This is a genomic window from Planococcus sp. TJ-201 (assembly GCF_058268495.1).
The window spans coordinates 961,322-985,492 of the sequence record NZ_JBZDOG010000001.1 but is presented as its reverse complement, the minus strand read 5'-3'; the positions used below and the strand labels follow the sequence as shown (position 1 = coordinate 985,492).

General features: G+C 43.3%; 24 protein-coding genes. 21 read left to right on the top strand and 3 right to left on the bottom strand.

The annotated features are described in order from the left end of the window. The first annotated feature begins 55 nt into the window (after positions 1 to 55). The 9 genes from atpG (at position 56) to AC4EG4_RS04930 (ending at position 7,437) form a co-directional block, all read left to right on the top strand. Positions 56 to 913: an ATP synthase F1 subunit gamma gene (gene atpG / locus AC4EG4_RS04970; RefSeq protein WP_490977402.1), complete on the top strand. Its 858-nt coding sequence runs from the start codon at positions 56 to 58 to the stop codon at positions 911 to 913. Positions 914 to 1,016: 103 nt separating this feature from the next. Beyond that, positions 1,017 to 2,432 (top strand): F0F1 ATP synthase subunit beta, encoded by a 1,416-nt coding sequence (gene atpD / locus AC4EG4_RS04965; RefSeq protein ID WP_490977403.1) that lies wholly within the window; start codon positions 1,017 to 1,019, stop codon positions 2,430 to 2,432. A 24-nt stretch (positions 2,433 to 2,456) separates the two neighbouring features. Continuing rightward, positions 2,457 to 2,861, top strand: coding sequence for a F0F1 ATP synthase subunit epsilon (locus tag AC4EG4_RS04960; protein ID WP_490977404.1), 405 nt, complete (start codon positions 2,457 to 2,459; stop codon positions 2,859 to 2,861). Positions 2,862 to 3,054: 193 nt separating this feature from the next. Further along, entirely contained in the window at positions 3,055 to 3,288 is a 234-nt protein-coding gene (locus tag AC4EG4_RS04955) for a DUF1146 family protein (RefSeq protein ID WP_490977405.1), read from the top strand. Between the two features lie 358 nt (positions 3,289 to 3,646). Then, a complete protein-coding gene (murA, locus tag AC4EG4_RS04950) occupies positions 3,647 to 4,945 on the top strand; it encodes a UDP-N-acetylglucosamine 1-carboxyvinyltransferase (protein WP_490977406.1) in 1,299 nt (432 codons plus the stop codon). 217 nt (positions 4,946 to 5,162) lie between these two features. Further along, positions 5,163 to 6,197, top strand: coding sequence for a rod shape-determining protein (locus AC4EG4_RS04945; protein ID WP_490987098.1), 1,035 nt, complete (start codon positions 5,163 to 5,165; stop codon positions 6,195 to 6,197). Between the two features lie 76 nt (positions 6,198 to 6,273). Continuing rightward, positions 6,274 to 6,537, top strand: a complete 264-nt coding sequence (locus AC4EG4_RS04940; protein ID WP_490977408.1) for a DNA-directed RNA polymerase subunit beta — start codon at positions 6,274 to 6,276, stop codon at positions 6,535 to 6,537. 15 nt (positions 6,538 to 6,552) lie between these two features. Continuing rightward, positions 6,553 to 6,993 carry a 3-hydroxyacyl-ACP dehydratase FabZ gene (gene fabZ / locus AC4EG4_RS04935; protein WP_490977409.1) on the top strand — a complete coding sequence of 147 codons (441 nt, stop codon included), beginning with the start codon at positions 6,553 to 6,555 and terminating at the stop codon, positions 6,991 to 6,993. Positions 6,994 to 7,056: 63 nt separating this feature from the next. Further along, entirely contained in the window at positions 7,057 to 7,437 is a 381-nt protein-coding gene (locus AC4EG4_RS04930) for a hypothetical protein (RefSeq protein ID WP_490977410.1), read from the top strand. A gap of 102 nt (positions 7,438 to 7,539) precedes the next feature. Here AC4EG4_RS04930 and AC4EG4_RS04925 read toward each other — a convergent pair whose 3' ends face one another. Continuing rightward, positions 7,540 to 7,977 carry a YwpF family protein gene (locus AC4EG4_RS04925; RefSeq protein ID WP_490977411.1) on the bottom strand — a complete coding sequence of 146 codons (438 nt, stop codon included), beginning with the start codon at positions 7,975 to 7,977 and terminating at the stop codon, positions 7,540 to 7,542. A 278-nt stretch (positions 7,978 to 8,255) separates the two neighbouring features. On the opposite strand from AC4EG4_RS04925, the gene AC4EG4_RS04920 reads away from it, so the two are divergent. Together AC4EG4_RS04920 and AC4EG4_RS04915 are read left to right on the top strand one after the other, a co-directional pair. Beyond that, positions 8,256 to 8,666 (top strand): single-stranded DNA-binding protein, encoded by a 411-nt coding sequence (locus tag AC4EG4_RS04920; RefSeq protein ID WP_490987097.1) that lies wholly within the window; start codon positions 8,256 to 8,258, stop codon positions 8,664 to 8,666. A gap of 26 nt (positions 8,667 to 8,692) precedes the next feature. Continuing rightward, positions 8,693 to 8,836, top strand: coding sequence for a hypothetical protein (locus tag AC4EG4_RS04915; RefSeq protein ID WP_308786513.1), 144 nt, complete (start codon positions 8,693 to 8,695; stop codon positions 8,834 to 8,836). A gap of 63 nt (positions 8,837 to 8,899) precedes the next feature. Here AC4EG4_RS04915 and AC4EG4_RS04910 read toward each other — a convergent pair whose 3' ends face one another. Together AC4EG4_RS04910 and AC4EG4_RS04905 are read right to left on the bottom strand one after the other, a co-directional pair. Further along, on the bottom strand, positions 8,900 to 11,623 hold the full coding sequence (locus AC4EG4_RS04910) for a DEAD/DEAH box helicase (protein WP_490987096.1): 2,724 nt from the start codon (positions 11,621 to 11,623) through the stop codon (positions 8,900 to 8,902). Continuing rightward, positions 11,620 to 13,152, bottom strand: coding sequence for a hypothetical protein (locus AC4EG4_RS04905; RefSeq protein ID WP_490987095.1), 1,533 nt, complete (start codon positions 13,150 to 13,152; stop codon positions 11,620 to 11,622). The genes AC4EG4_RS04910 and AC4EG4_RS04905 overlap by 4 nt, the downstream gene beginning before the upstream one ends. Positions 13,153 to 13,347: 195 nt before the next feature. On the opposite strand from AC4EG4_RS04905, the gene AC4EG4_RS04900 reads away from it, so the two are divergent. The 10 genes from AC4EG4_RS04900 to AC4EG4_RS04855 all read left to right on the top strand — a co-directional run bounded on the left by AC4EG4_RS04900 (position 13,348) and on the right by AC4EG4_RS04855 (position 24,126). Continuing rightward, positions 13,348 to 13,719, top strand: coding sequence for a hypothetical protein (locus AC4EG4_RS04900; protein ID WP_490987094.1), 372 nt, complete (start codon positions 13,348 to 13,350; stop codon positions 13,717 to 13,719). 331 nt (positions 13,720 to 14,050) lie between these two features. Further along, positions 14,051 to 14,521 carry a transcriptional regulator gene (locus AC4EG4_RS04895; RefSeq protein WP_490977416.1) on the top strand — a complete coding sequence of 157 codons (471 nt, stop codon included), beginning with the start codon at positions 14,051 to 14,053 and terminating at the stop codon, positions 14,519 to 14,521. A 552-nt stretch (positions 14,522 to 15,073) separates the two neighbouring features. Then, entirely contained in the window at positions 15,074 to 15,997 is a 924-nt protein-coding gene (locus tag AC4EG4_RS04890) for a S66 peptidase family protein (protein ID WP_490987093.1), read from the top strand. A gap of 230 nt (positions 15,998 to 16,227) precedes the next feature. Continuing rightward, entirely contained in the window at positions 16,228 to 16,458 is a 231-nt protein-coding gene (locus AC4EG4_RS04885; RefSeq protein WP_236015552.1) for a DUF2187 family protein, read from the top strand. 261 nt (positions 16,459 to 16,719) lie between these two features. Continuing rightward, positions 16,720 to 17,412, top strand: a complete 693-nt coding sequence (locus AC4EG4_RS04880; protein ID WP_490987092.1) for a hypothetical protein — start codon at positions 16,720 to 16,722, stop codon at positions 17,410 to 17,412. Then, positions 17,405 to 18,703, top strand: a complete 1,299-nt coding sequence (locus tag AC4EG4_RS04875) for an HlyD family secretion protein (RefSeq protein ID WP_490987091.1) — start codon at positions 17,405 to 17,407, stop codon at positions 18,701 to 18,703. The genes AC4EG4_RS04880 and AC4EG4_RS04875 overlap by 8 nt, the downstream gene beginning before the upstream one ends. Before the next feature lie 269 nt (positions 18,704 to 18,972). Then, complete coding sequence (locus AC4EG4_RS04870; RefSeq protein WP_490987090.1) at positions 18,973 to 21,243, top strand: putative bifunctional diguanylate cyclase/phosphodiesterase; 2,271 nt, start codon at positions 18,973 to 18,975, stop codon at positions 21,241 to 21,243. 170 nt (positions 21,244 to 21,413) lie between these two features. Next, a complete protein-coding gene (locus AC4EG4_RS04865) occupies positions 21,414 to 21,683 on the top strand; it encodes a YhdT family protein (protein ID WP_490987089.1) in 270 nt (89 codons plus the stop codon). Continuing rightward, positions 21,680 to 23,131, top strand: coding sequence for a sodium/pantothenate symporter (gene panF / locus AC4EG4_RS04860; RefSeq protein ID WP_490987088.1), 1,452 nt, complete (start codon positions 21,680 to 21,682; stop codon positions 23,129 to 23,131). The genes AC4EG4_RS04865 and panF overlap by 4 nt, the downstream gene beginning before the upstream one ends. Before the next feature lie 80 nt (positions 23,132 to 23,211). Further along, positions 23,212 to 24,126, top strand: coding sequence for a DMT family transporter (locus tag AC4EG4_RS04855; RefSeq protein ID WP_490987087.1), 915 nt, complete (start codon positions 23,212 to 23,214; stop codon positions 24,124 to 24,126). The last annotated feature ends 45 nt before the right edge of the window (positions 24,127 to 24,171 follow it).

The window sequence follows — 24,171 nt, the reverse complement described above, 5'->3', positions numbered from 1 at the left end:
CAAGGTAATACCGGGTTCGAATATGAAGAAAAAATAATAAGGTGGTGAAATACCAGTGGCATCTTTACGCGATATAAAAACACGAATTACGTCGACTAAGAAAACGAGCCAGATTACACGAGCCATGCAAATGGTTTCTGCATCTAAATTAAGCCGTGCGGAAGTGAATGCGAAAGCGTTCGTTCCCTACATGGACAAAATCCAGGATGTAGTAGCATCCATCGCAGCTGGGTCTTCGGACACCAGCAATCCGATGATGATTGCGCGCCCTGTGAAGAAAACCGCTTATTTAGTGATTACATCGGATCGTGGCCTTGTAGGTGGATATAACAGTAATATTCTTCGTACTGTCATGAGCAAAATCCGTGAACGACATACGTCCAATGACGACTTTGTTATCCTGAGTGTCGGCCGGAAAGGGAAGGAATTCTTTACAAAACAGGGAATGACCATTCTTGAAAGTGCAATTGCGCTTCCGGACCATCCGACGTTTTCGGATATCAAAGAAATAACGCGCAAAGCTGTTGGTATGTTCTCAGATGGTACGTATGACGAAGTTTATATGTATTACAATCACTTTGTTTCAGCTATTCAACAAGAAGTCACAGAGACAAAAGTCTTGCCGCTGACGGATATTCAACCGACAGGGTCTACTGCATCTTACGAGTTTGACCCTTCAGCAGAAGCGATTTTGGAAGTTCTTCTTCCACAATACGCAGAAAGCTTGATCTTTGGGGCCCTTCTTGACGGCAAAGCGAGTGAACATGCTGCATCTATGACAGCAATGAAGAGCGCGACCGACAATGCGTCTGATTTAATTGGCGGATTGACACTTCAGTACAACCGTGCCCGCCAAGCGGCAATCACTCAGGAAATCTCTGAGATTGTCGGCGGAGCAGCTGCGTTAGAATAAAAAATGGAAGTGCCCATGCAGATGGGCACTAAAGTTTGCTAATCTATAAATTTCAAACATCCCTGATAGGGAGTTTTAAAAAAGTAAGACAGGAGGGAACAGCATGAACACAGGACACGTTCTTCAAGTTATGGGACCGGTTGTAGATATCAAGTTCGCTAATGGCCAACTTCCAGCTATCTACAACGCCCTAACTGTAAATATTGATCGTCCCGGACAAGCTCAAGTCGTTTTGACGCTTGAAGTGGCTCTTCACCTTGGTGATGATTCAGTCCGTACAATCGCGATGGAATCCACTGATGGATTGCAGCGTGGGTCGGTTGTAACCGATTTGGGCAGCGCTATTACTGTTCCAGTTGGAGAAGCAACATTGGGCCGCGTATTCAACGTACTTGGTGAAATTATCGATTTAGGGGAAGAGATTCCTGCTACAGAGCGCCGTGATCCGATTCACCGCTTAGCACCTACATTCGAACATCTTTCCACAGAAGTTGAAATTCTTGAAACAGGTATCAAAGTTGTTGACTTGCTTGCCCCTTACATCAAAGGTGGTAAAATCGGTCTCTTCGGTGGTGCCGGTGTAGGTAAAACAGTTCTTATCCAAGAATTGATCAACAACATTGCTCAAGAGCACGGCGGTCTTTCAGTATTCGCCGGTGTTGGTGAGCGTACACGTGAAGGAAATGACTTATTCCACGAGATGAGCGATTCTGGCGTTATTAAGAAAACGGCGATGGTCTTCGGCCAAATGAACGAGCCGCCGGGCGCACGTATGCGTGTTGCTTTGTCTGCTTTGACAATGGCTGAATATTTCCGTGACGAACAAGGCGCGGATGTACTCCTGTTCATCGATAATATTTATCGTTACACGCAAGCAGGTTCTGAGGTATCGGCACTTCTTGGCCGTATGCCATCTGCCGTTGGTTACCAGCCAACACTTGCGACTGAAATGGGCCAATTGCAGGAACGTATTACAACAACAAGCACGGGTTCTGTAACGTCAATCCAGGCGATTTATGTGCCAGCCGATGACTATACGGATCCGGCTCCGGCTACAACGTTCGCTCACTTGGATGCAACAACTAACCTTGAACGTAAACTTTCTGAGATGGGTATCTACCCAGCGGTAGATCCTCTGGCTTCAACTTCACGTGCATTGTCACCTGAAATTGTTGGCCTGGAGCATTACAACATCTCACGTGAAGTTCAAGAAACGCTTCAGCGCTACAAGGAATTACAGGACATCATTGCAATCCTTGGTATGGACGAGTTAAGTGACGAAGACAAGCTGACGGTTAACCGTGCACGCCGTGTCCAAAACTTCCTTTCTCAGAACTTCCACGTTGCTGAACAGTTCACTGGCCAAAAAGGTTCTTATGTTCCTGTTCAAGAAACGATCAAAGGGTTCAGAGAAATTCTTGATGGAAAATATGACCACTTGCCAGAAGATGCTTTCCGTTTGGTCGGACGCATTGAAGATGTTATTGCAAAAGCAAAAGGCATGGGCGTAGAAGTCTAAAACCAGGGACCAGGAGGGAAAAAAATGAAGACCATTACAGTCAATATTGTCACTCCCGACGGCCCGGTATACGATTCAGAAGTATCTATGGTTATTGCAGTTACAGCAACAGGCGAAATGGGTGTTATGCCCGGCCACATTCCGACAGTCGCTCCTCTTGGAATCGGTGCAGTCCGATTGAAAAAAGAGAACTCGACAGAATTGGTTGCTGTAAACGGTGGATTTCTTGAAATCCGCCCTGAAAAAGTGACCATTCTTGCACAATCGGCTGAACGCGCAACAGACATCGATCTGGCACGTGCTCAGGAGTCCGCTAAACGTGCAGAATCACTTTTGCAGGCAAATAAAAATGAAATCGACTTTAAACGCGCAGAATTGGCGTTAAAGCGTGCGATGAATCGTATCAACGTTTATGAGGGTAACATTTAAAGAAAAGCGTAAGTACCCGTGTAGATTCGACGGGCATAAGATGCACTGGCGAAGCGGCGTTCTTTGCCGCACAGCTAGTGGAGCTTATGACCCTAGAATCTGGGCGCTGAAACTAATAATAACAAAAGTAAAAGCGGACAGAAGGGCAATTGACTTTTGTCCGCTTTTTCCATTTTGTGAAAGGATGGATCTTATGGAAACCATGATTGGACAAACAGCTTTGATTTCGATTTTCAGCCATATTTTCTTTAGTGGTGTTGCTTTTTACGCAATGCGTGCAGTAATGTTTGAAAAATGGATCCACAAGCACCATGTGCTGCAGGCGCAAATTCTTTACATTTTTTTGAGTATAGCAATCGGGACCATGGTATCTACTTTTTTCCTAAATATTTCATCTTGGTCAAGGCAATTGCCTTATTTATTTTAAGGTTGCCGTTTTGCCACGCCCTTGAAGCTAGCTCATAGCCGTGGCAAAACGGCAACGTTTGTATTTCCTGGGAAATAAAATTCTTTTCCATGTTTAAGCGATGTTTAGAGGGGAAAAGGTCTAGAAGGATAATTTTAAAATGTGACTTTTTTCACTCTGACGGACACAAAGACAATGTTTTTTACGAATATTATTCTGTCTGGCGAAGTTTTTAGCGCAAAATGAGAGTATAGTTGCTTGTTTTTTACTAAAAAACAGGTTAGTATGAGAAAGGTTTTGTTTCTAATAAATGACATTGAAATTTTAAACGTATATGGGATACATATAGATGACTATTAAACACATGGAGGGCATATCAGTGGATCAAATCATTGTAAAAGGCGGAAAGAAATTAACAGGTAAGGTGCGGGTTGAGGGTGCTAAAAATGCAGTTCTTCCAGTATTGGCAGGAGCGTTATTAGCTTCAAAAGGAAAAAGTGTCATAAAAGAAGTACCAAATTTGGCAGATGTCTATACGATTCAAGAAGTCTTGAAAAGCTTGAATGTTTCTGTAGATTATTTCCCTGAGAAAAACGAAATGGTAATCGATTCTTCAGCTACATTATCAAGCGAAGCACAATTCGAGTATGTGCGTAAGATGCGGGCTTCAATTTTGGTGATGGGTCCAGTTCTTGCGCGTAACGGATTTGCTCGTGTAGCATTGCCAGGTGGCTGTGCCATTGGTTCGCGTCCAATTGATCAGCACTTAAAAGGATTTGAAGCAATGGGTGCAAGCATTACTTTTGGAAACGGATTTGTTGAAGCAAGAACAGATGGCCGTTTACGTGGAGCGAAAATCTACTTGGATTTTCCGAGTGTTGGCGCAACTGAAAACATTATGATGGCTGCTGCATTGGCAGACGGCACAACACTTATTGAAAATGCTGCTAAAGAACCCGAAATCGTCGATGTAGCGAATTACATCAATGAAATGGGTGGACGTGTAGTTGGAGCAGGTACCGATACAATGCGTATTGAAGGCGTCGAAGAATTGCATGGTGCTGAGCATTACATTATCCCGGACCGTGTTGAAGCCGGAACGTTCATGGTAGCTGCTGCTATCACTGAAGGTGATGTCATCATCGAGAACGCTGTCCCAGAACATATGGCTGCCTTAATTTCCAAAATGGGTGAAATGGGTGTAGATATTCAGGAAACGGATCAAGGGCTACGTGTTCGCGCAAGCCGTCCGCTTCGTTCAATTGATATCAAAACAATGCCGCATCCGGGATTCCCTACAGACATGCAGTCCCAAATGATGTCGTTAATGTTGACTGCTACAGGTAGCGGCATTCTGACAGAGACCGTTTTTGAAAATCGTTTCATGCACGTGGAAGAATTCCGCCGGATGAACGCTTCAGTTAAAATCGAAGGCCGCTCAGTGATTATGGAAGGCCCATCCCTTCTTCAAGGCGCTGAAGTCGCAGCGACAGATTTGCGTGCAGCAGCGGCGTTGATTTTGGCAGGACTTGCTGCTGATGGCATCACACGTGTGAATGAACTGTATCATTTAGATCGTGGTTACGTTAACTTCCATTCGAAATTGGCTGCTTTGGGCGCTGATATTGAACGTGTTTCTGTTGAAGAAATAGAAGTGAAAGTTGAACAATTGGTCTAATTCATTTTTCGTGGGCTTGCAGTGCTGATTACCAGCTCTGCAAGCTTTTTTTGTAACTGCCTGATTTCAGGAATTTTTGTAAATGCGATCCGTACTATGATAAAATATTCAGTTAAGAGAGTATTTTTCAAAATACATAGGATGCCGTAGATACCTCACTCAGCAAGCTATATTTTGCTGAACAAGTAGGAGAATGGTTAAAAGGAGTGCGGGCTTGATGTTTTCTAAAGACATTGGAATTGATCTGGGAACAGCTAATGTATTGATATACGTTAAAGGCAAGGGAATCATCTTGAACGAACCTTCTGTAGTAGCCATGGATCTGAAAAGCAATGAAGTCTTAGCTGTCGGAAAAGAAGCACGCAAAATGATGGGCAGAACGCCAAAGCATATTGTGACAGTCCGTCCATTAAAAGATGGCGTGATCCACGACTTTGATGTTACCGAAGCGATGCTTAAGCATTTTATGCACATCTTGAAACTTAAAGGCTTTATGACCAAGCCGCGCATTCTAATATGTTGCCCGACCAACGTCACAAGCATTGAACAAAATGCAATCCGTGAAGTAGCAGAAAAAGCGGGGGGCAAAAAAGTCTATGTGGAAGTCGAGCCGAAAGTCGCTGCTATCGGAGCAGGACTTGATATTTATCAACCCAGTGCCAGCATGGTCATTGATATTGGTGGTGGCACGACGGATGTTGCTGTGCTATCGATGGGAGACATCGTCACCAGTGAAACCATTAAAATAGCGGGGGATCGGTTTGATCAGCAGATTATTCGCTACATCAAACAACATCATAAGCTGTTAATCGGTGAAAAAACCGCTGAAAAAATTAAACTGGAAATAGGGACAGCGTTAAAGCATACTGAAGAAAAAGAAATGGATATACGCGGACGAGATATATTGACCGGTTATCCCAAAACACTGACTATCACGTCACTGGAAATTGAAAAAGCTCTACGAGAGTCTGTTCAATTAATTGTCGAGGCCGCCCGTATGGTGTTGGAAAAAACACCGCCGGAATTGGCTTCAGATATTATTGAGAGCGGTGCGATTTTGACGGGTGGCGGTGCGTTGCTGTATGGATTGGATGGATTCCTGGCTGAGAAGTTGGAAATTCCAGTTTCTATCGCGGAAAATCCAATGGAATGTGTAGTAATGGGCACAGGCATAATGTTGGAAGCAAAAGAAAATATCTTTCGCCAGAAAAAACAGAGCCGATTAGCAGATGGAAAAAAAGGTGTGTTTTGATATAGTGGTGACAGGTTATAAAAATGCGTTTACGTAAGATTGTTAAATTTAGTAGATAGAAAGGTTGACGGAGTGAATGGCTGAGCTGAAAAAAAACTTTTCTCTTCGGAAAAAAGCGAAAACAGAAGAACCAGAAAAAACAGAGCCTAAAAAGACGTGGTGGGTTCAAATTCGCCTGTTTCCAATTTGGCTTCGTATTATTCTTGTCATCGCCTTGATTGTTTTAGCGGCAGTTCTAGGCGCGATGGTGGGCTTTGGGGTTATTGGAGACGGTAAACCTGCCGATGCTCTCAAATGGGAAACATGGCAGCATATACTTGATATTATGAGTGGAAATTAGAAGGAGTGGAATCAATTGTTGACAACAGAACAAATTCAAGCAATTTTACCGCATCGCTACCCATTTTTAATGGTTGATCGGATATTAGAAATTGAAGCAGGCAAAAAAGCAGTCGGTTTAAAAAATGTATCTGCAAATGAAGAATTTTTTAATGGACATTTCCCTGGTTATCCAGTGATGCCGGGTGTTTTAATTGTGGAAGCGTTAGCACAGGTAGGGGCAGCCGCTGTTCTTCAACTGGATGCTAATAAAGGCCGTTTGGCTTTCTTTACAGGCATCGACAACTGCCGCTTTAAACGACAAGTTGTGCCAGGCGATCAATTGCGCTTGGAGGTTGAATTGACAAAGCTTCGTGGTTCGATGGGCAAAGGCCATGCCATTGCAACTGTAGATGGAGAAATTGCATGTGAATGTGATATCCTGTTTGCTTTAGGACCAGTAGCGGAAGTTAAATAATTTTTATAGAAAAATGCTTGAAATCAACTGAGAATTTTCATTTTAGGAATGGAGGCTAGCTACATGTATAAATCATTGCCACCTGGCGTGAAAAGCAGTATCACAAAGTCTATATCTAAAGTTTTTGAAAAATATATGGCCCAGATTGAGTGGGAAGAGGATAAGTTTCAATTAGAAGAGTTCATGAATACCTGGAAAATTTATATAGAGAAAGAAGCAAAGTGGTATAAGCAAGTACCTATGGAAATTAAGGTCGCTCCGGAATTTCATGAAACTGTTGCCGAAAAAATCAATCAAACGATTGATAGAATATTAAATGAACCGCCTTCAGAAGAACAAGTTGCTCGCATCGAAATTCGCCAGGAGCTTTTACATACTTCCTATGATTATGCTTGCAGAGCAGAAGCAGATTTTATAGAAAATAAACTCAACTTGCTAAAATAAAAACATAAAACAAAAAAGCCATCAAAATGATGGCTTTTTTTTTATTTCCCCCCCAAAAAAATTTACTGATAGAAAGTTTTTTGGGGGGTTCGTATTTTATTTTTATGGCCTAGACTCGTCTTTACGTAAACCAGGACGGGTACGCATATCGGTTTCAAAACGTTCCAGCAGTTCTTGTCCTTCAAACCCATCTTCTAGCAGTTCTGAAAGCAGGGTTTCGGCATACTTGCGGCGTGCCCGCTTTAAAGTACCTTTCATCAGTATAGAAACATGGTCACCCATTGCTTTTACTGCATGGACAACTACTTCGAAAGGAGCCGGTTCATTGCCTGGATAGGAAATAACAACCTGCACTGCAATAACTTCTCCTGTTTGTTGGAAGGTTTCAAAAGTTTCCTGATGAGGTAGAGCAACCAGCATTTCAAGAATCCACGAGCGTTCATTATTCTCCTGATTGATGATGATGCCATCATGCACCGGATAATCGGTCACCTGGTCATCCTGTTCAACGCCCAACGATAGCATTTTAAATGTTTTCATGCGGGTACGCCTCCAATACTAACTTTATTTTAGTATAGCACACAGGCGATCCAAAAAAATTGTGCAATATATGCAGAGTTCTTCCAAAAAACACATTTGAATGTAACAGAAAGTGGACTAAGATACAGCAAATTCAATCGATCGTGACGAAAAAAAATTATCGCTTGTTTGAAAAAATGAAATTTAACAGCGGAAAAACCATCAAAAATAGTTTTCTCAGTTTTGCAAAGAATTCAAACTTCTTAGTATGCTCTATGTAAGCGAAAGGAGGTGAGAAAATGAACCAAGTTGGAATTGTAGGACGTTTAACAAAAGATCCAACCATGAGGGTCCTAACTGAAGGGCGAGTACATACATCCTTCGTTGTTGCGGTCTCGCGAAACTATAAAAACCAAAAAGGAGAAACGGAAACAGATTACGTTCTTTGCTCGACCTGGGGCAAACCTGCCCACAACGTCTCGAAATACTGTATCAAAGGATCCTTAGTCGCTGTCACTGGACGCCTGCAATCACGGTCCTATGACAAAGAAGACGGCACGCGCATCTATGTAACCGAAGTGCTTGGAGACCAGATTCGCTTCCTTGACAGAAGAAAGCCGCAAGAAGAAACCGTCCCACGGCAGGAGGAACCGCAGTCTGATGCAGACTTCGATTTCCAGCCGCCGGGGACGGAACAGGTCAACGTATAAAGAGTAAACAAAGGAGGCACTTAGCAATGCCAAAAGATGTACAGCTGCAACTGGAAGTGCATATGGAGCAATTGATTAAACTAACGGCTTTGCTCCATCAGCGACTGGCAGAGGCGGAGCGGGAACTAAGTGAACTGAAATCGATCTTCCGTTCCGCTCAAAAAGGGTGAACTTTCACGTCTAAAAGGGGAATCCGGCCAAGTGGGGACTTGGCCGGATTTATTTAAAATGAATTAAAGTGAATAAGTGAATAGTTCCTTCAAGTCGCTATCCGAAAGATCGGTCATCCATTGGCTGGACTGAATAAACTCTTCAGACATTGACTGTTTTTGAACCAGCAAGGAGTCAATTTTTTCCTCAATAGTCCCAATGGTCACAAATTTATGGACATGGACGAATTGCGTCTGTCCAATGCGGTAAGCACGGTCAGTCGCCTGATTTTCGACGGCAGGGTTCCACCATCTGTCGGCATGAAGAACATGTGTCGCAGCCGTTAAGTTAAGGCCAGTGCCACCCGCTTTTAAAGACAAGATGAAAATTGGGAACTTTCCAGCCTGGAAAGAAGCAACCAGGGAATCACGCTGCTGTTTTGGCATGCTGCCGGTCAAGAATGGCACTTCGTGGCCATACAATTCGTTAATTGCTTGTTGTAACAAATGCCCCATCCCAATGTATTGGGTAAAGATCAAACATTGTTCCCCGCGTTCCGCAATTTCCCCGGCTAAGGTCACAATGCGCTCCAGTTTTTGAGAGCGGGGCAGAATTTCAGCTGCGCTCGTATATGGCTCTTTTAAATACAGAGACGGATGATTGCACAGCTGTTTTAATTTGCTTAGCATTTTCAATACCAGCCCTTTTTTCTCAAAACCTGTGAGCGTCTCCATTTTCTGCACCGTATCCTGTACAAGTCCTTCATATAGTGCAGCTTGTTCAGGCGTGAGTGGGCAATATTCCAGCTGTTCCTGCTTTTCAGGCAGATTCAACTGCAAATCCGGGTCTTTCTTTGTCCGGCGTAGCAGGAATGGCTGAATTCGTTGCCGCAACTTCTCTTTATGATCTTCAGAGTTATCGCGCTCGATCGGAATCATGAAATTTTCCTGGAACTGCTTGATGCGGTACAAGTAGCCTTTGTTAATGAAGTCAAAAATTGACCACAATTCAGACAAGCGGTTTTCAATGGGTGTTCCGGTCAAGGCAATGTGGTGGTCGCCTTTGAACTTCCGAATGGTCCGCGATTGTTTTGTGTACATATTTTTGATGTTTTGTGCTTCATCCAAGGTAATGCTTGACCAGTGGAGGCTCTGCATTTCCTCTCCGTCAGAAGAAACGATGCCGTATGTTGATAAGACCACATCCGGTTTTTCGTCTGCTAAAAAGGCATTGAATTCTTCACCTTTTGGACGAATGCCGCCGTAGTGAGTAGCAACTTTCAAATCAGGTGCGAAACGCTCTAATTCTTTTTGCCAGTTGCCGAGTACGGAAGTCGGACACACAATCAGCGATGGCTGGTCCGGATTTTTCCCGTGGACATGCAGCAAATACGTAATCAGCTGAACGGTTTTTCCGAGCCCCATATCATCTGCCAAACAGAGGCCAAAGCCTTCTTCACGCATAAACACCAAATAATCAAAGCCGATTTTCTGATAAGGACGCAGCTCTGTCAATAAATTTTGAGGAAGCGGCGTTTCAGGCAAATCGCGTTTGTCCAATAGCTTATCAAGCAGCGTTTTCAGGGAGCGGTTCAAGTGGAATTCTACCAACGGATCGTCTTCGTCCGCTGTTTCTTCCAGCATAATTTCCGGTACATTTTGGAACAGCATATCTTTAATGGTCCAATCCGCATCTTCAGCTTCTTCGATCATCTTGCGCAATTGCATCAGTAAGTTTGAATCCACCCGCACCCATTCATTGCCGATGCGGATAAATTCTTTGTTTTCCGAAACAAGGCGCTGGAAGTCCTGCATGCTCAGCTCATGCCCATTAAGCGAAAACTGCCAGTCAAAGTTGACGATTTGATCAAGTCCAACAACAGACGCTTTCTTAATCGGTGAGTTCACATTGGCTTTGACACGAATTTTTGATTCCTGGACTGCTTTTAGCCAAGAAGGAATCGAAACTTCGATGCCGAATGCCTGCAAAATTTCAGCATCGTTGCGCAAGAACTCGAGAATCTCTGCATCGGTCCATTCCGTGTGATAAAGCCGGTCTTCGTCAAATCGTTCAACAGAAGGGCATAAGCTTAATAACAATGCTTGGCGGTGTTGAATATCTTCTGCAAATGCACGCCATTTCTCAGGTAGTGCCTTGTCGATGGGTTCGTCTGCACGGCGTTTGGAAGGGGACCAGTAGACACTGCCACGCTTCGAACGCATAACAACTTTAAAAGACCAGAACTCATCAGCATCCGGTTCGCTCAATTGAACAGCGACCACATAGTCTTCTGCATCCGGTAAACCTTCCCAGCCAGCTTGTTGGATAAAGCCTTGGATGTATGGAAGCTGAGCCACAGCCAATCCTTTTTGGCGCAACTGGTGGTGAATGGTATCGCTAAGGAAAGCGCGGATTTCTTCGTCGCCATATTGTTTGTCAATAATGATGTCTCCGTCTTCAACCGTCACATGATCCCATAAATCTGGATCGCTTAAGGAATCAGCGACTTTTCCGGCAAGTTTCAGCCAAGCTTCATCTTCAGCACGTTGTCCGGCAAACATCACATAATGGTGCGGTTCGCGCTGGAAAAGACGAACAAAATCAGCGGGTGTCAATACCAAATCTAAGCCATCTGTCTGTGCAGTCAAGCCGAAAAAGCTGTCTTTGTCGAGAAAATACAAATAAGGTTTCCAGATTTCCGGTGGAATCCGGTTGCCTGCTTCATTGGTCGCCTGAATACGGAAAAGTTCACCGCGGCTGATTGTTAAGTAATAAAGGCGGCTTCCTTCAGTTTGGAATTGATTCATATCAGATTTCCTTTCTCGATCTCTTCCTGGAGTGCACGCAGTCGTTTGTTCTGTGTGCGGATTTCATTGATGTACGCAGTCCAGAACTCCATTTGACCGCTTTTCTTGCAGGCAGCTTTCATTTTTTTCCAGACGCGTACGGCTTGTTTGTAACTTGGCCGATTGCGCTCCTCCAAATGAGCCAGCGCATACCGGTGGAACAATGGCAGTACATAATCTGGCGCCTTGCTTTGAACTTCTTTAAGTCCGCATTCTTCCGCGAAATACAGCGGAGAATTGTGAAGATGGTGGAGTTCTGCCCATTGTTTGTATAATTGCTTTTCAATCAGATAAGCAGAATAAGCGGGAAGGCCGTAATGGCCAAATTGCTTGAATAAATCTTCCCAGTCCAACTCGCTCAATTCGATTTGCGAAAATAAACGGCTGAGCGTCCGCACATATTGGTGCCGGTATTGCGTATATAATCCTTCAAACAGGAACGTTTTTACGTGTGGTTTGATTGCCAACAAAATACTAGCCAAAGCTTGTGGGTGTTCTTCGTTTTCTGCAAGAACCGCAAGTTCTACCCAGTCATGCGTTTCATTGGGCGAAATCTTCCGCACATCCAAATCTTTCTTCAATATAATAGAGAAAAAAGCTTTCAACCGTTCATCGGGATTTTTAAGTGCGGCAAGTTCTTCTTCACGCAGCCTGTTCGTAGTGAACAAATTTGTCCAAAACAATTGATAAAGCGAAAAACGCTGCGAAAACGAGGCATCTTTCACTTCCATAAATTCACGAATTAAGGTTTTCAGGTGTTCAAAAAAAGCATCTGCTTCAAATGTCCGGTGCTGAACACGCAGTTGGCCTAGCAAATCGCGCAATTCATGCAATTCGTCGTCAAACCACGTCTTAAAGAAGGAATGGTGGACTTCGTGTGTCCCGGAGATAAACGTTGACCATACTTCAGTAAGTGAAATGAAGTGGGCATACGTGCGGTAAAGAACCTTCCATTCGCGTTCCAAAGGGACATACGACAAAGCATTTTTCAAACGGCCATCGAACATTTGTTCAAAATAAAAATAGTTGCGGGTTGTATAATCTGGAATGGCTTCACGCCATACGCTGCGGATCAGTTTTGTCCATTGCTCAGGAGAACGCTTTTCGGACAATAAAGTCATTTGCTTGTTTTCAGGTTCACGCCAAGCAGCTACCCATTCTGAAAGTGAGCCGATCTTTTGGTACAGCGCAAAAATGACCGCCAGTCGATGGCGGCACATCGGTTCCTGTGGACAAGCGCAAATTGCTGTAAGCTTATCAAAGTTGAGAATAATCTTAACGGCATGTGCATCTTTGACAATTGCTTCAAGGAGCAGCCGTTCTTCATTGAACGACTGAATCTGTACGCCATCGTGGCGCACTAAAAAGACTGCTTTTCGAACCATTTCTTCATCCAACGCACGAGTCGGTAGAAGCGATTTGTCGATAGCAGCCATATAATTGTGAATCGTATCTTCGAATTTTTTCGCCAGGGATTGAACCGTAGCCATATGCATCGCCCCAAAATAAAACTTTCCTTCTATTATACGACTTTCTGACTGCTCCGTAAACGGGAAAGAATGAGTTGTCCCCTTAGGAGGCTTCAAGATCAGTTTGTTATTTTTAAAAATCCTTGTTTTATGTAAAATAAATGGTATTATAAAAGTATTAAATACCTAAGTAATATACGGATAGGAGAATGATAGTTGTTCAATTCATTTGTTTTGGAAATCCCCGATTTGCGATCTGTTTTGCATCCGAAGGACGTCGTGGCTTGGGAAGTAGTGTATGCAAAGGCCGATTTGGTGTTTGGTAAAATCAAATGGCAAATCTCATCAGATGGTGAGTGTTACAGTATCCATGACCCTCGACTTTTTCCGGAATACTTGGAACAGGTGCAGGTCGATTTCAAAATGAATCAAATCATTTTTCATAAGCGGCAATTGTCCGATGAAGAATTCCACAGTCTGGTAATTTACATAATAAAAAAAGTATCAATTTACATTAATCCAAACGAAATGCATTTTATGGTCACTAAACAGCGTCGCCGCCACCAGCATGTAAGAAGCAAAAAATAGAACCTATAGTTTTTCAGAGCCTGCCGGCAAATCACCGGTGGGCTTTTAGGATAGAGAAAAATATTTGCTTATATTTTCCCCGTCATAAAGAAACGCAAAGAAAGAACGAAAAGGTTGGCTTCAAATAGCATATCCTTTCCAAGGCCCTATCTGATTTTTAAACTAAATTTTATTCGACAAATTTGTGACTTTTATAATAAAAAATGTGACAAAATTAAGTTGTGAAACGTCTGTTATATAAGGAGGTTCTTATGCAATACTGTATTCGAAAAGAGGGTTTCGTGATATAATGTATGTAATCAGAATATTAGAAATATGGGAGGTGAGTCAGATGTTGCATGTGAAACTTATGAAGCCTTTTTATACAAAGAAAGAAGGGCATTTGGTGAAGTTTGTTTTTGCTTATCAATACTTTTCCATTATGAAAGACGATGAGCTGTTCCATTTTATTCCGGTGGAAGGCAAAGAAATTATCGTCAATCTCAATACGTTCCAAGTAGAAAACCTTTCGGAAGTCTTTGTATTCCAAAAAGGCAATCGATTTATCCGCTTACCTCTCTACCAATTGTTGCTCGTTTCGGATATTCACAGGCATCTTCAAGCAATCCTGCAAGAAGAAAGAGCCGAGTTGGTTGAAGTGAACGACCAGTCCAAAAAAGAAGCGGCCGATGCCATTTATTTTTTGGAGCAGGAAAATTACAGCCGAATGATCGATGAGGCATTAAGTGCAGGAGACCGAATGATGTTCGACGAGTTAATAGCCCAACAACGGCAATCAAAACAATTACATGGAGGTTTGTAAAGTGAAACTAGCAGCCTATGGATAAAGAACGTCTTTCCGGATCAATGGGGAGGCGTTTTTGAATACAATAAAGTCATATGAAAAGCTCTTTTCCGTTTGTATTGGAAAAGAGCTTTTATAATGCTGCGTAATTCATAAGCCACCTCTTACATCAAAGTATAAAAATGGATAAACAGCATAATTGCTGTAGAGCCCGCCATTCCGAGTGCAAGATCTTCCCATTCGAGTTCAAGTACTTTATCAAAATTCATTGTGATCCGCTCCTTTTCGATTGGGTTTGTCAGTGGAAGATCTTACAAGTAAGTTAACATGTTGGCTAACTTGTTTTTAGTATAAATAAATGATTAATGATAAACATCATACAAATTAACTAAAAATTCTAAAATATAAATAAAATGAATATATTTATATGTCTTCACATGAGCATAAATGGGCTGAATTGAACTATCCGTTAGGTATTGATACATTGGGTCGTAGAGTCCAAATGGATATTGAATACCTATATCAGGGTATAATAGGGAAAGTAGAAGAAATACAAAGGAGTAGATTACATTGAGAACGTTGCCGAAACGATTGAAAAAAGGAGATACAGTGGGTGTCATTGCGCCTTCTAGTTCACCGGATCAAGAAAACTTGAAAAAAGCCTTGCCGTTTCTAGAAAACCTCGGATTGACGATAAAGCTTGGAAAATCAATTGATGCATCCCGCGGCTACTTGGCAGGAACTGATGAACAACGGTTGGCCGACTTGCATGCCATGTTTGAAGATCCGGAAGTGTCTGGAATCATCTGTGCTGGGGGCGGGTTTGGCTCAGCGCGGTATGCAGACCGGATTGACTATGCCATGATCATGGAAAATCCGAAAGTGTTTTGGGGATATTCGGATATTACATTTTTGCATACAGCCATTGGAGAGTATGCAAAACTCGTGACTTTCCACGGACCGATGCTTGCGTCCGATGTCGCCAAACCGGAGTTTCATGAACGCAGCGGGCGCATGTTTGGCCAGTTGTTCGAACCTTTTGAACTGCATTACACAGAGGAAGTAGCACCACTCGTAACGCTGGTTGGTGGAATCGCGCAAGGTGAGTTGGTTGGCGGCAATTTGTCGCTGATTCGCAGCGCAATCGGAACGAAGTTTGACCTGGATGTCAAAGGCAAGATTTTATTGATCGAGGCTATTAACCAACAGCCTTATCAAGTGGACGAGATGCTCAATCAATTGCGCTTGGCCCGTAAATTTGATGAAGCAGCAGGCATTGTAATTGGAGATTTCAAAAATGCAGTTTCTCCAGTGGACACGCCTTCCCTGAAATTGGATCAAGTGTTTGACGATTATTTTAGTGAATTGAAAATTCCAGTTGTTAAAGGCTTTAAAATTGGCCATTGTGAACCGCATTTTTCCGTGCCGCTTGGTGCACTTGCGCGACTCGATGGGAATGCCAAAACCTTAACGATTCTTCCGGGCGTGGAATAAAAGTCCAGTAAGTGAAAAATGTCGAAGATGACAAGCTCCATCCAACATCTCGATTTACTAATGCAGATCATTAGGCCAAAAGAGGAGCTTTCCTTTCTTTATTTTCCAAAAGCTTGCTAGCAATAGCTTTAGGCGTACATCGTTTTGCAATACGACTTGTTAAAAGATGAAATTAGTGACGAATTGTGATACAATAATTAGATATTGCTTTACTAAAGAGAGGCGTGGTAATGATGGCATTCCAACCCCATGAAAAAGAAGTATCAGAATTCGTAGCAGCCCGCTACATTGGCGAATGGATTTCTTTCACTCGCAACGGCGTCGATGTCAACGGCACCATCTTTAAAATTATGGATAACTCAGTGATTGTTGAAATTTCACCAGAAGATGCAAAAGAAATTGGTGCAGCATCCAACATGACCGTAATCTCTCATAAGAAATATCGCATCATTGAAGCATAGTAAACTGACCCAAAAAGGTTGTTCACCAAGAACAGCCTTTTTTTATTTGGATAAAAACGGCACAGGAAGAAAGTTGCCATATAGAGCCATTTTTCTATCCATGTTCAAGTTTCCAATAAACAATTAACCGTACTCCTATGCCTTTTGGCTCAAACACTGCAAATATTGAAAAATGTACCAGCTAATACGTTCCAAAGAGGATGCTTTTTTGGTAAAGTAAAGTGAAGCAGAACGTCAATTGCCTTGAAAGGAACTATACGAATGATATCAGACTTCAGATTTTGGCATTTTTTCCCTCGACAAGGGCAACTTATACATAATATTCAACATACCGAAATGCGCAACGTCAACAAGCGCATAGCCTGCATTATTGCGATTGGCTTACTGGTTTTTGCAATAGGTGAAATTTGGGGCATGAATACCGATTCGCTGACACCACTTCTAGCGGCTGGAATGTGGGATGCTTATACACTTTCACGTTGGACCTCGCTTGCGGGAACACTCCTATGGGCAGGATTTTATTTAGCATTTCATCTTTATGGGGCTTCTTTTCTATTCAGTAAAATCCGTAAGATGCCATGGCGTGCTGCCATTCTTATGCAAGCTTATGTTACGGCATTACTGGTCATCGAAAAAGGCTTGATTTTACTATTGTTTGCCTTGACTGGTTTTACAATGTCGGTATCGATTTTTTCATTTGGTCCAATTGCAGCTACATTTTTGGACAATCATTTCCTGATTAGTTTTTTTAACCAGCTGACTTTATTTACATCTTTAATTATTGCAGTCCAGTATCGTTTTATCCGCAGCTTTACAAAAATCAATCCTAAACTCGTTTTGTTTGGCTTGATCATGCTTCATATTGTTGTCGCCTTGATAGTTGCAACATTTAGCCTGATTCCAGTGGACGATATGCTGAGCACCTTTATGGAAGGAGGGAATCTGTTTGAATAGATTCTATTTTATTGGCCTATCCATTGCCGTTATTGCCTTTTTAACGGCCAATTCCCTTTTAATGTTCGGCGAAAAAAGCATTCTATCCAAAAGTGTTTACGTTAGCGACTACGAACAGACATACACGAACGCTTACGAAACAAATCTGTTTAAAGAAGCATTGACGGCGCCACAGGGAACTGTGGAAATTTATGTACAAGAACACGAAGCGCTTCAGCAATGGCTGGTGAGTGAAGGCGACAGTGTGACAGCTGGATCTGAACTAGCTACTTTAAATGAGGCGGAAACTGAAGAGCAGCGTTCGATATGGGAAACGCAGAAAACTGCTTTAGAAGCGCAGCAGGCAGAGGTGAGGAGTTCATTGGCTACTCTTCAGCAGGCGAGAGCCGCACAAGGCGGTCCGGTGTCACAAGACGCGACCGATAATTCCGAAATCACCAACGATGAGGATGAGACCATTCAGTTTGATGTCAATGTTTCCGTTGGTGTAGCGGTTCCTCAAGACGGCTCCTACGCTGCCGGCATCGCTCAAGCCGAACAGCAATTGGCTTCTATCGATTCACAATTGGCTGTCCTCAATGCACAATTGACGCAAAATCTGTCGAATCCAGCAGTCATCAGTCCGGTAGATGGAACGGTATCCAAGATTAACCGGGATACCGAACCGTTAAGCATTGAAATTTATTCGAATGAAAAAGTTTTCGTCAGCTATGTGCTGGAAGACGAATGGCCGCTCGTAGAAGTAGCGGATGCTGTTAAAATTGAAGGTGAAGGCATTGAGGGAATAGCTACAGGAACGGTTCAGAGTATTTCCGAGATGCCGGCTGAAGAGTCCAAGTGGCTGGAAGCCTATCATCAATTGGATCCAAAAGAACAGAACAACCCGCTTGCGTACTACGAAGTCCGAATTGTGGCGGATACGCCAATCGACAATGCGATGCCGTTTGGCAGCAATGTTAACACTGCGATTACCACGGAATCGGCTGAAGACGCCGTGGCATTGCCAACGGCGTGGCTCTTCGATTATGACGGGGTTGAAGGAAAAACTCATACCTTGAACATTAACGGCCGCCCGGATACCTTGGGAGTCATCACCAATTTTGAAGAAGGCGCGAAAGCGGTCTTATCAGAAGGACCTGAATCTGGAACAGTCGTGATCAAGGAAGATAAGTTGGTAGAGTTCACATCTCCTCCAAACGTCTTCATGCCGTTCCCAGGCGATCAGCCTGATTTTGAGTACGCTAAAAACACAAATTGGCGCTCATATATAGAATATCTATTGGCACGTTAAACAAACCCCGAAAGCACTTGCTTTCGGGGTTTTTGTGTAGTGAAAATGATTTTTATGTAAATTAAATAATTCTTAAAAATCACTATGTATATTTTTGTAAAAAGTGTATGATGAGTCTAAAGATTTTTTGCGGAAGTCTAAATACCTATTTTGCGGAATGTCGAATAGCAAACTACCATGATAGGAGAGAGCGGTAAGGAGATGAAAATCCACTGCTGTCCGATTGTGAAAGCAGCTAATGAGCTTAATAACAGAGAAGGAGACCCAAAATGTTAAAAATTGACCGCTTTCCTATGCTGATCCTATCAATCAGCATCACTCTGTTTTATGGCTGGAGCTGGCTATTCGAAGAAAATAGTTGGTTAAACATACTGGGCGTTACGATACTTCAAATCATTTTCGGAACTTTTAGCTCTGTATGGTTATTTAATGCATACCGGAATGCAGCAGGCCGTAAGAAAGTTTTTTGGTTGCTGTTAAGCTTAGGCGTAATGGTTTATATCAGCTCAAACTGGATTTGGCTATACACGCAAACCATTGAAAAGTCTTTGGATCCCCACGGCTCGCTTTATATTTTATGGCCGATTTCACACGTGCTGTTCTTTTCGGCCTTAATCGTGAAGACTGTAGAAATACGCGCTAGTTATTCGGAAAAATCTTATGTTTTTAATGTGATTGTATACATGATTACTGCAGCAGCAGTCTGTATTCATTTCCTCATACAACCCGTCATGGGATTTGTAGAAGATTCCTGGTCGTCTGCGGCTGTAGTAATCGGCTATCCGCTTGCAGGGTTAAGCCTATTATTTGTGATTACGGTGCTGTATTATCTTCACCAACAAAGCGAAGAAAGAGATATACTGCTGCTGGTCATCCTTGGTTTTTTTATCCAAATCGTAGCGAATTCTTTATATGCTTACAATACAATCAATGAAATCTATCAGCCTGTAAGTTATATCAACTTATTATGGATTATTGCTTTGCTGTTTATTGGTTTTGCGGGACTGGCTTCTAAAAATCACGCAACCAAACCAATTGTGGCAATCCGCAATCCATTCGAAAAGCGGCAATTTTTATTTCCTTATTTAAGCATCCTCCTTTTGATCGCATTGGTCATCTACAGTTACCATTGGGATTTTAATGCACTGAGTTCAGGTTTGCTCATTGCATTTTTACTAGTACTCGGGCGCCAGTTTATTGTCATCAACAAAAACCACAACATCGTGGCAGAGTACAAGTATTTGGCATACCACGATCAATTGACCGGATTAAATAATCGGGTACGATTTATCGAAGATATCGAAGGGCTAGTTGCAAAACATGAGAACAGATTAGCCCTGCTGCTGATCGATTTAGACCGATTTAAACTGGTCAACGACACGATGGGCCATTATGTAGGAGATATTATTTTGCAAAGGACATCGGATCGGTTGCGCGAATCCCTGCCAGACGGTGCATTGGTTTACAGGATGGGGGGAGATGAGTTTGTTATTATTTTGCCCAAAGCTACGGAAAAGTTGTGCATCACAATTGCAGAAACAATTCTGGAGAATTTCAAAGAGCCGTTTGCCGTGTTTGAATACGAGATTAATTTGACGCCGAGTATAGGCGTCAGTATGTTTCCGGAAAATGGAATGACCAGTGAAGAACTGTTGAAAAGCGCGGATGCGGCGATGTACCTCTCGAAGGTCAACGGAAAAAACAATTTCAGTTTCTATAACACGGAACTGAACGATGCGATGATTCGCAAAATGACAATCGAAAATGAATTGAAAAGAGCGCTCGATAAAAAACAGCTATCCCTTGTTTACCAGCCGAAAGTCAATTTGAGATCCCGCCAAGTAATTGGCATGGAAGCTTTGCTTCGCTGGCATCACCCAGAACTGGGACAGGTGACTCCTACAGAATTTATTCCGATTGCAGAAGAAACCGGCCAAATTGTTTCGATAGGAGAATGGGTGTTGAAGGAAGCTTGCCGGCAAAATAAGATTTGGCAGAACAAAGGGCTCACACCATTATGCATGTCGGTAAATGTCTCTGTTTTGCAGTTTCGGCATGGCGAGTTTTTAAAAACTGTTAAAAATGCTTTAACAGAATCGGGCTTGGATGCTCAGTACCTGGAACTGGAAATCACAGAAAGCATTATGCAAAACATTAAAGAAAGCATCGATATTTTAAGTGAATTAAAAAAAATGGGCATAAAAACATCGATGGATGATTTTGGAACTGGATATTCCTCTTTAAACATTTTGGAAAGCCTGCCGATTGATACAATAAAAATCGATAAATCGTTTGTCGATAACATTAGCAATACGCAGCGCCAGTCAATGGTCAAAACCATTATTGACCTGGGCTTGAATTTAAACCTTAACGTAGTGGCGGAAGGAATTGAACACGAAGATCAAATAAACGCCTTGGTGGAAAGCAATTGTGTAATTGGACAAGGATACTTGTTCTCCAAACCGGTAAAGCCAGAAGAGTTTGAAGAAATTCTCGAAACAATGGCTTCTCAAGCCGAATCGGATACTGTGTTATTCTAAACCTACAAAACCCTGGAAGCTCTTGCTTTCAGGGTTTTCTGTGAAACGAAATAAGGGTTAAGTTACAGCAGGCAATCGGGTAAGATAGATGCAGAGCAAACAAACTGGTTTAAAGTATTGTCCACCTGTAAAAGTTTTGGCAGTTATCAAGAATGAATGGGGTGTATGTAATGGAAGAAACGGATTGGCGGTTTAAAATCGCTCATCGGGAAGCGAAAATCGGCGTCGGCTTTGCGCTGTTCAATTTTGTTTGGTGGTTTGGGTTTGCCTACGGCATGGGATCGCGGCCCGTCGAGGAGTACAGCTATGTCTTCGGCTTGCCGGATTGGTTTTTTTACAGCTGTGTTGTCGGCTTTTTGGTCATATCGGTTCTGGTCATCGTCATTGTCCACTTCTTTTTTACAGAAGTGCCGTTTGATGACGAGGAGGAAATGCCATGAATTATGCCGTATTGGTGCCAATGATCGCCTTTTTGCTGGTCATCTTTTTTATTGGCTATTGGGCAAGCCGCAAGCTGACGGCATCGTCCAACTTTATCAGCGATTATTTTCTGGGTGGCCGCGAGCTGGGCGGCTTTGTGCTCGCTATGACGATGGTTGCGACTTACGGCAGTGCGTCCAGTTTTCTTGGCGGTCCGGGTACTGCTTATACGATGGGGTTCGGCTGGGTGCTGTTGGCGATGGCCCAGGTGGTCACCGGTTATTTTGTGTTAATGATCCTTGGCAAAAAATACGCCATCATGGCACGCCGCTACAAAGCCATCACCATGATCGATTTTTTGAAATCACGGTATGACAGTTCAGCAGTGGTGCTGCTGTCGGCTTTCAGCATCATCATCTTCCTGTTTTCCGCGATGGCCGCACAGTGGATTGGCGGTGCACGGTTGGTCGAATCCCTGACAGGTTTATCGTACAATTCGGCCTTATTTTTATTTGCTGTCAGTGTGCTGGTTTATGTCACCATCGGGGGTTTTCGTGCGGTCGCTTTGACCGATGCAGTGCAAGGAGCCGTCATGCTGGTCGGGACACTGATTCTGTTGATTGCAGTTATTATCGCAGGCGGCGGTATTCCGAACATCGTCAATGACCTGCTCAATGAAAACCCGAATTTGGTTACGCCATACGGAGCAAACGGCGATTTAACCGCCGCTTACGTATCGTCGTTTTGGATTTTGGTGGGAGTCGGTGTTGTCGGCTTGCCGCAGATTGCTGTTCGCGCGATGTCTTATAAAAATTCACGTTCGATGCACCGAGCCTTAATTATTGGCACAATCGTTACCGGGTTTATTATGCTCAATATGCACTTGATCGGTGTCTTTGCGCGTCCTGTTCTGCCGGGAATCGAAATTGGCGACAAAGTTATCCCGCTCATTGCACTGGAAACCTTGCCGCCATGGGTAGCCGGTATTGTCCTGGCTGCTCCGATGGCTGCCATTATGTCGACGGTGGATTCGTTGTTGCTGCTCGTCAGCTCATCGATCGTCAAAGATGTCTATTTAAACTATGTAAAACCGGATGCCTCCATCAAAACCATCAAACGCATTTCTTTCGGCGTCACGGGCATGCTCGGCATCATCGTCTTTTTGCTGGCATTGAATCCGCCAGAACTGCTGATTTTCCTGAATTTATTTGCGTTCGGTGGTTTGGAGGCGGCTTTTATTTGGCCGATTGTTCTGGGGCTGTACTGGAAATGGGGCAATAAATACGGCGCAATTGCGTCAATGGCGACAGGGATTGTCAGCTATATCGCGTTGCATTTTTACAACTTGGAAAACGGCAACTTGTTCGGCGTCCATACTGTGACATTGCCAGTGCTGCTGTCGCTCGCCGCTTTTGTTGTGTTTAGTTTGCTTATTGGTCGGAAGGCCTATCAATACAATGTTAAGTAAAAAGCCGAACGTTTACAGAACTTGAAAACAGGCGTAAAATGAGTGCTTGTATTCAGATCAATGAAAGAAGGTCTCAGCAATTGACTCAGTGGAAAATTTACGGCATCCTGACGGCGGTAATGATTGTCTGGGGCTTTAACTTAGCCTCTGTAAAATATATGGTGGAATTTGTGGATCCTGTCACTTTGACGGCATTCCGGATTTTACTCGCGGGATTGTCGGTTATGGCAATTCTAGCAAGCTTCAAAATGCTGCGGTGGCCGGCCAAAAGCGACTGGAAATTTATCTTTCTCGGTTCGCTATTAAATGTCGTTGCGCACCATTACTTCTTGTCGAATGGCTTATCCCTTACAACCGGTTCAAATGCGGGCTTGATTCTTGGAACTGGCCCAATGCTGACAGCCGTTTTGGTGTCGCTCATTATGCGCAATTACCCATCGAAGCTGCAATGGCTCGGCGTTGTCGTCGGTTTTGCGGGAGTAGCTGCCACAGTGCTCGTAGGAAACGGTGCGGCAACAGGCTTGAACATTGGCGACGTTTTTGTCTTCATTTCCATCTTGGCACAGGTATTGAGCTATATTGTCATTGCCAAAGCCGCGCGCTCGTTGGATCCGCGCTTGCTGACAGGCTATATGTTTGTTTTAGGAGCCGTTGTGCTGTTCGTCATTTCGCTGATCCAGGAACCAGGTGGAATGGCTGCATTCGCCACTGTCCCAACCTCGTTCTGGATCGCTTTTGGGTTTTCGGCCATGCTTGGAACAGCCGTTGGGCATATGCTTTACAATTATTCCATTGGCCAAGCGGGACCAACCAAAGCCGCCATTTTCATGAACTTGAACACCTTGTTCTCCTTGGTGGGGGCAAGTGTGATACTAAATGAAAAGATCACTCCAGGACATATTTACGGACTCGTGCTAATTGTCATCGGCGTGTTGTTCGGTTCTGGAGCAGCAGAAGACCTTTTGAAAAAACGCAGAAAACGGCTCTCAAGTTGAGCCGTTTTTTGTTTGGATTTCGGCTTGGTCCAGCATGTCAGCGCT

Excerpts from the sequence above, each read along its gene's own strand:
- AC4EG4_RS04945 (WP_490987098.1), top strand. The coding sequence starts at position 5,163 with ATGTTTTCTAAAGACATTGGAATTGATCTGGGAACAGCTAATGTATTG.
- atpD (WP_490977403.1), top strand. The coding sequence starts at position 1,017 with ATGAACACAGGACACGTTCTTCAAGTTATGGGACCGGTTGTAGATATC.
- AC4EG4_RS04870 (WP_490987090.1), top strand. The coding sequence starts at position 18,973 with ATGTTAAAAATTGACCGCTTTCCTATGCTGATCCTATCAATCAGCATC.
- AC4EG4_RS04955 (WP_490977405.1), top strand. The coding sequence starts at position 3,055 with ATGGAAACCATGATTGGACAAACAGCTTTGATTTCGATTTTCAGCCAT.
- AC4EG4_RS04910 (WP_490987096.1), bottom strand. The coding sequence starts at position 11,623 with ATGAATCAATTCCAAACTGAAGGAAGCCGCCTTTATTACTTAACAATC.
- AC4EG4_RS04925 (WP_490977411.1), bottom strand. The coding sequence starts at position 7,977 with ATGAAAACATTTAAAATGCTATCGTTGGGCGTTGAACAGGATGACCAG.
- AC4EG4_RS04880 (WP_490987092.1), top strand. The coding sequence starts at position 16,720 with ATGATATCAGACTTCAGATTTTGGCATTTTTTCCCTCGACAAGGGCAA.
- AC4EG4_RS04895 (WP_490977416.1), top strand. The coding sequence starts at position 14,051 with ATGTTGCATGTGAAACTTATGAAGCCTTTTTATACAAAGAAAGAAGGG.
- AC4EG4_RS04865 (WP_490987089.1), top strand. The coding sequence starts at position 21,414 with ATGGAAGAAACGGATTGGCGGTTTAAAATCGCTCATCGGGAAGCGAAA.
- AC4EG4_RS04960 (WP_490977404.1), top strand. The coding sequence starts at position 2,457 with ATGAAGACCATTACAGTCAATATTGTCACTCCCGACGGCCCGGTATAC.
- AC4EG4_RS04905 (WP_490987095.1), bottom strand. The coding sequence starts at position 13,152 with ATGGCTACGGTTCAATCCCTGGCGAAAAAATTCGAAGATACGATTCAC.
- AC4EG4_RS04940 (WP_490977408.1), top strand. The coding sequence starts at position 6,274 with ATGGCTGAGCTGAAAAAAAACTTTTCTCTTCGGAAAAAAGCGAAAACA.
- panF (WP_490987088.1), top strand. The coding sequence starts at position 21,680 with ATGAATTATGCCGTATTGGTGCCAATGATCGCCTTTTTGCTGGTCATC.
- AC4EG4_RS04915 (WP_308786513.1), top strand. The coding sequence starts at position 8,693 with ATGCCAAAAGATGTACAGCTGCAACTGGAAGTGCATATGGAGCAATTG.
- AC4EG4_RS04920 (WP_490987097.1), top strand. The coding sequence starts at position 8,256 with ATGAACCAAGTTGGAATTGTAGGACGTTTAACAAAAGATCCAACCATG.
- AC4EG4_RS04930 (WP_490977410.1), top strand. The coding sequence starts at position 7,057 with ATGTATAAATCATTGCCACCTGGCGTGAAAAGCAGTATCACAAAGTCT.
- AC4EG4_RS04885 (WP_236015552.1), top strand. The coding sequence starts at position 16,228 with ATGATGGCATTCCAACCCCATGAAAAAGAAGTATCAGAATTCGTAGCA.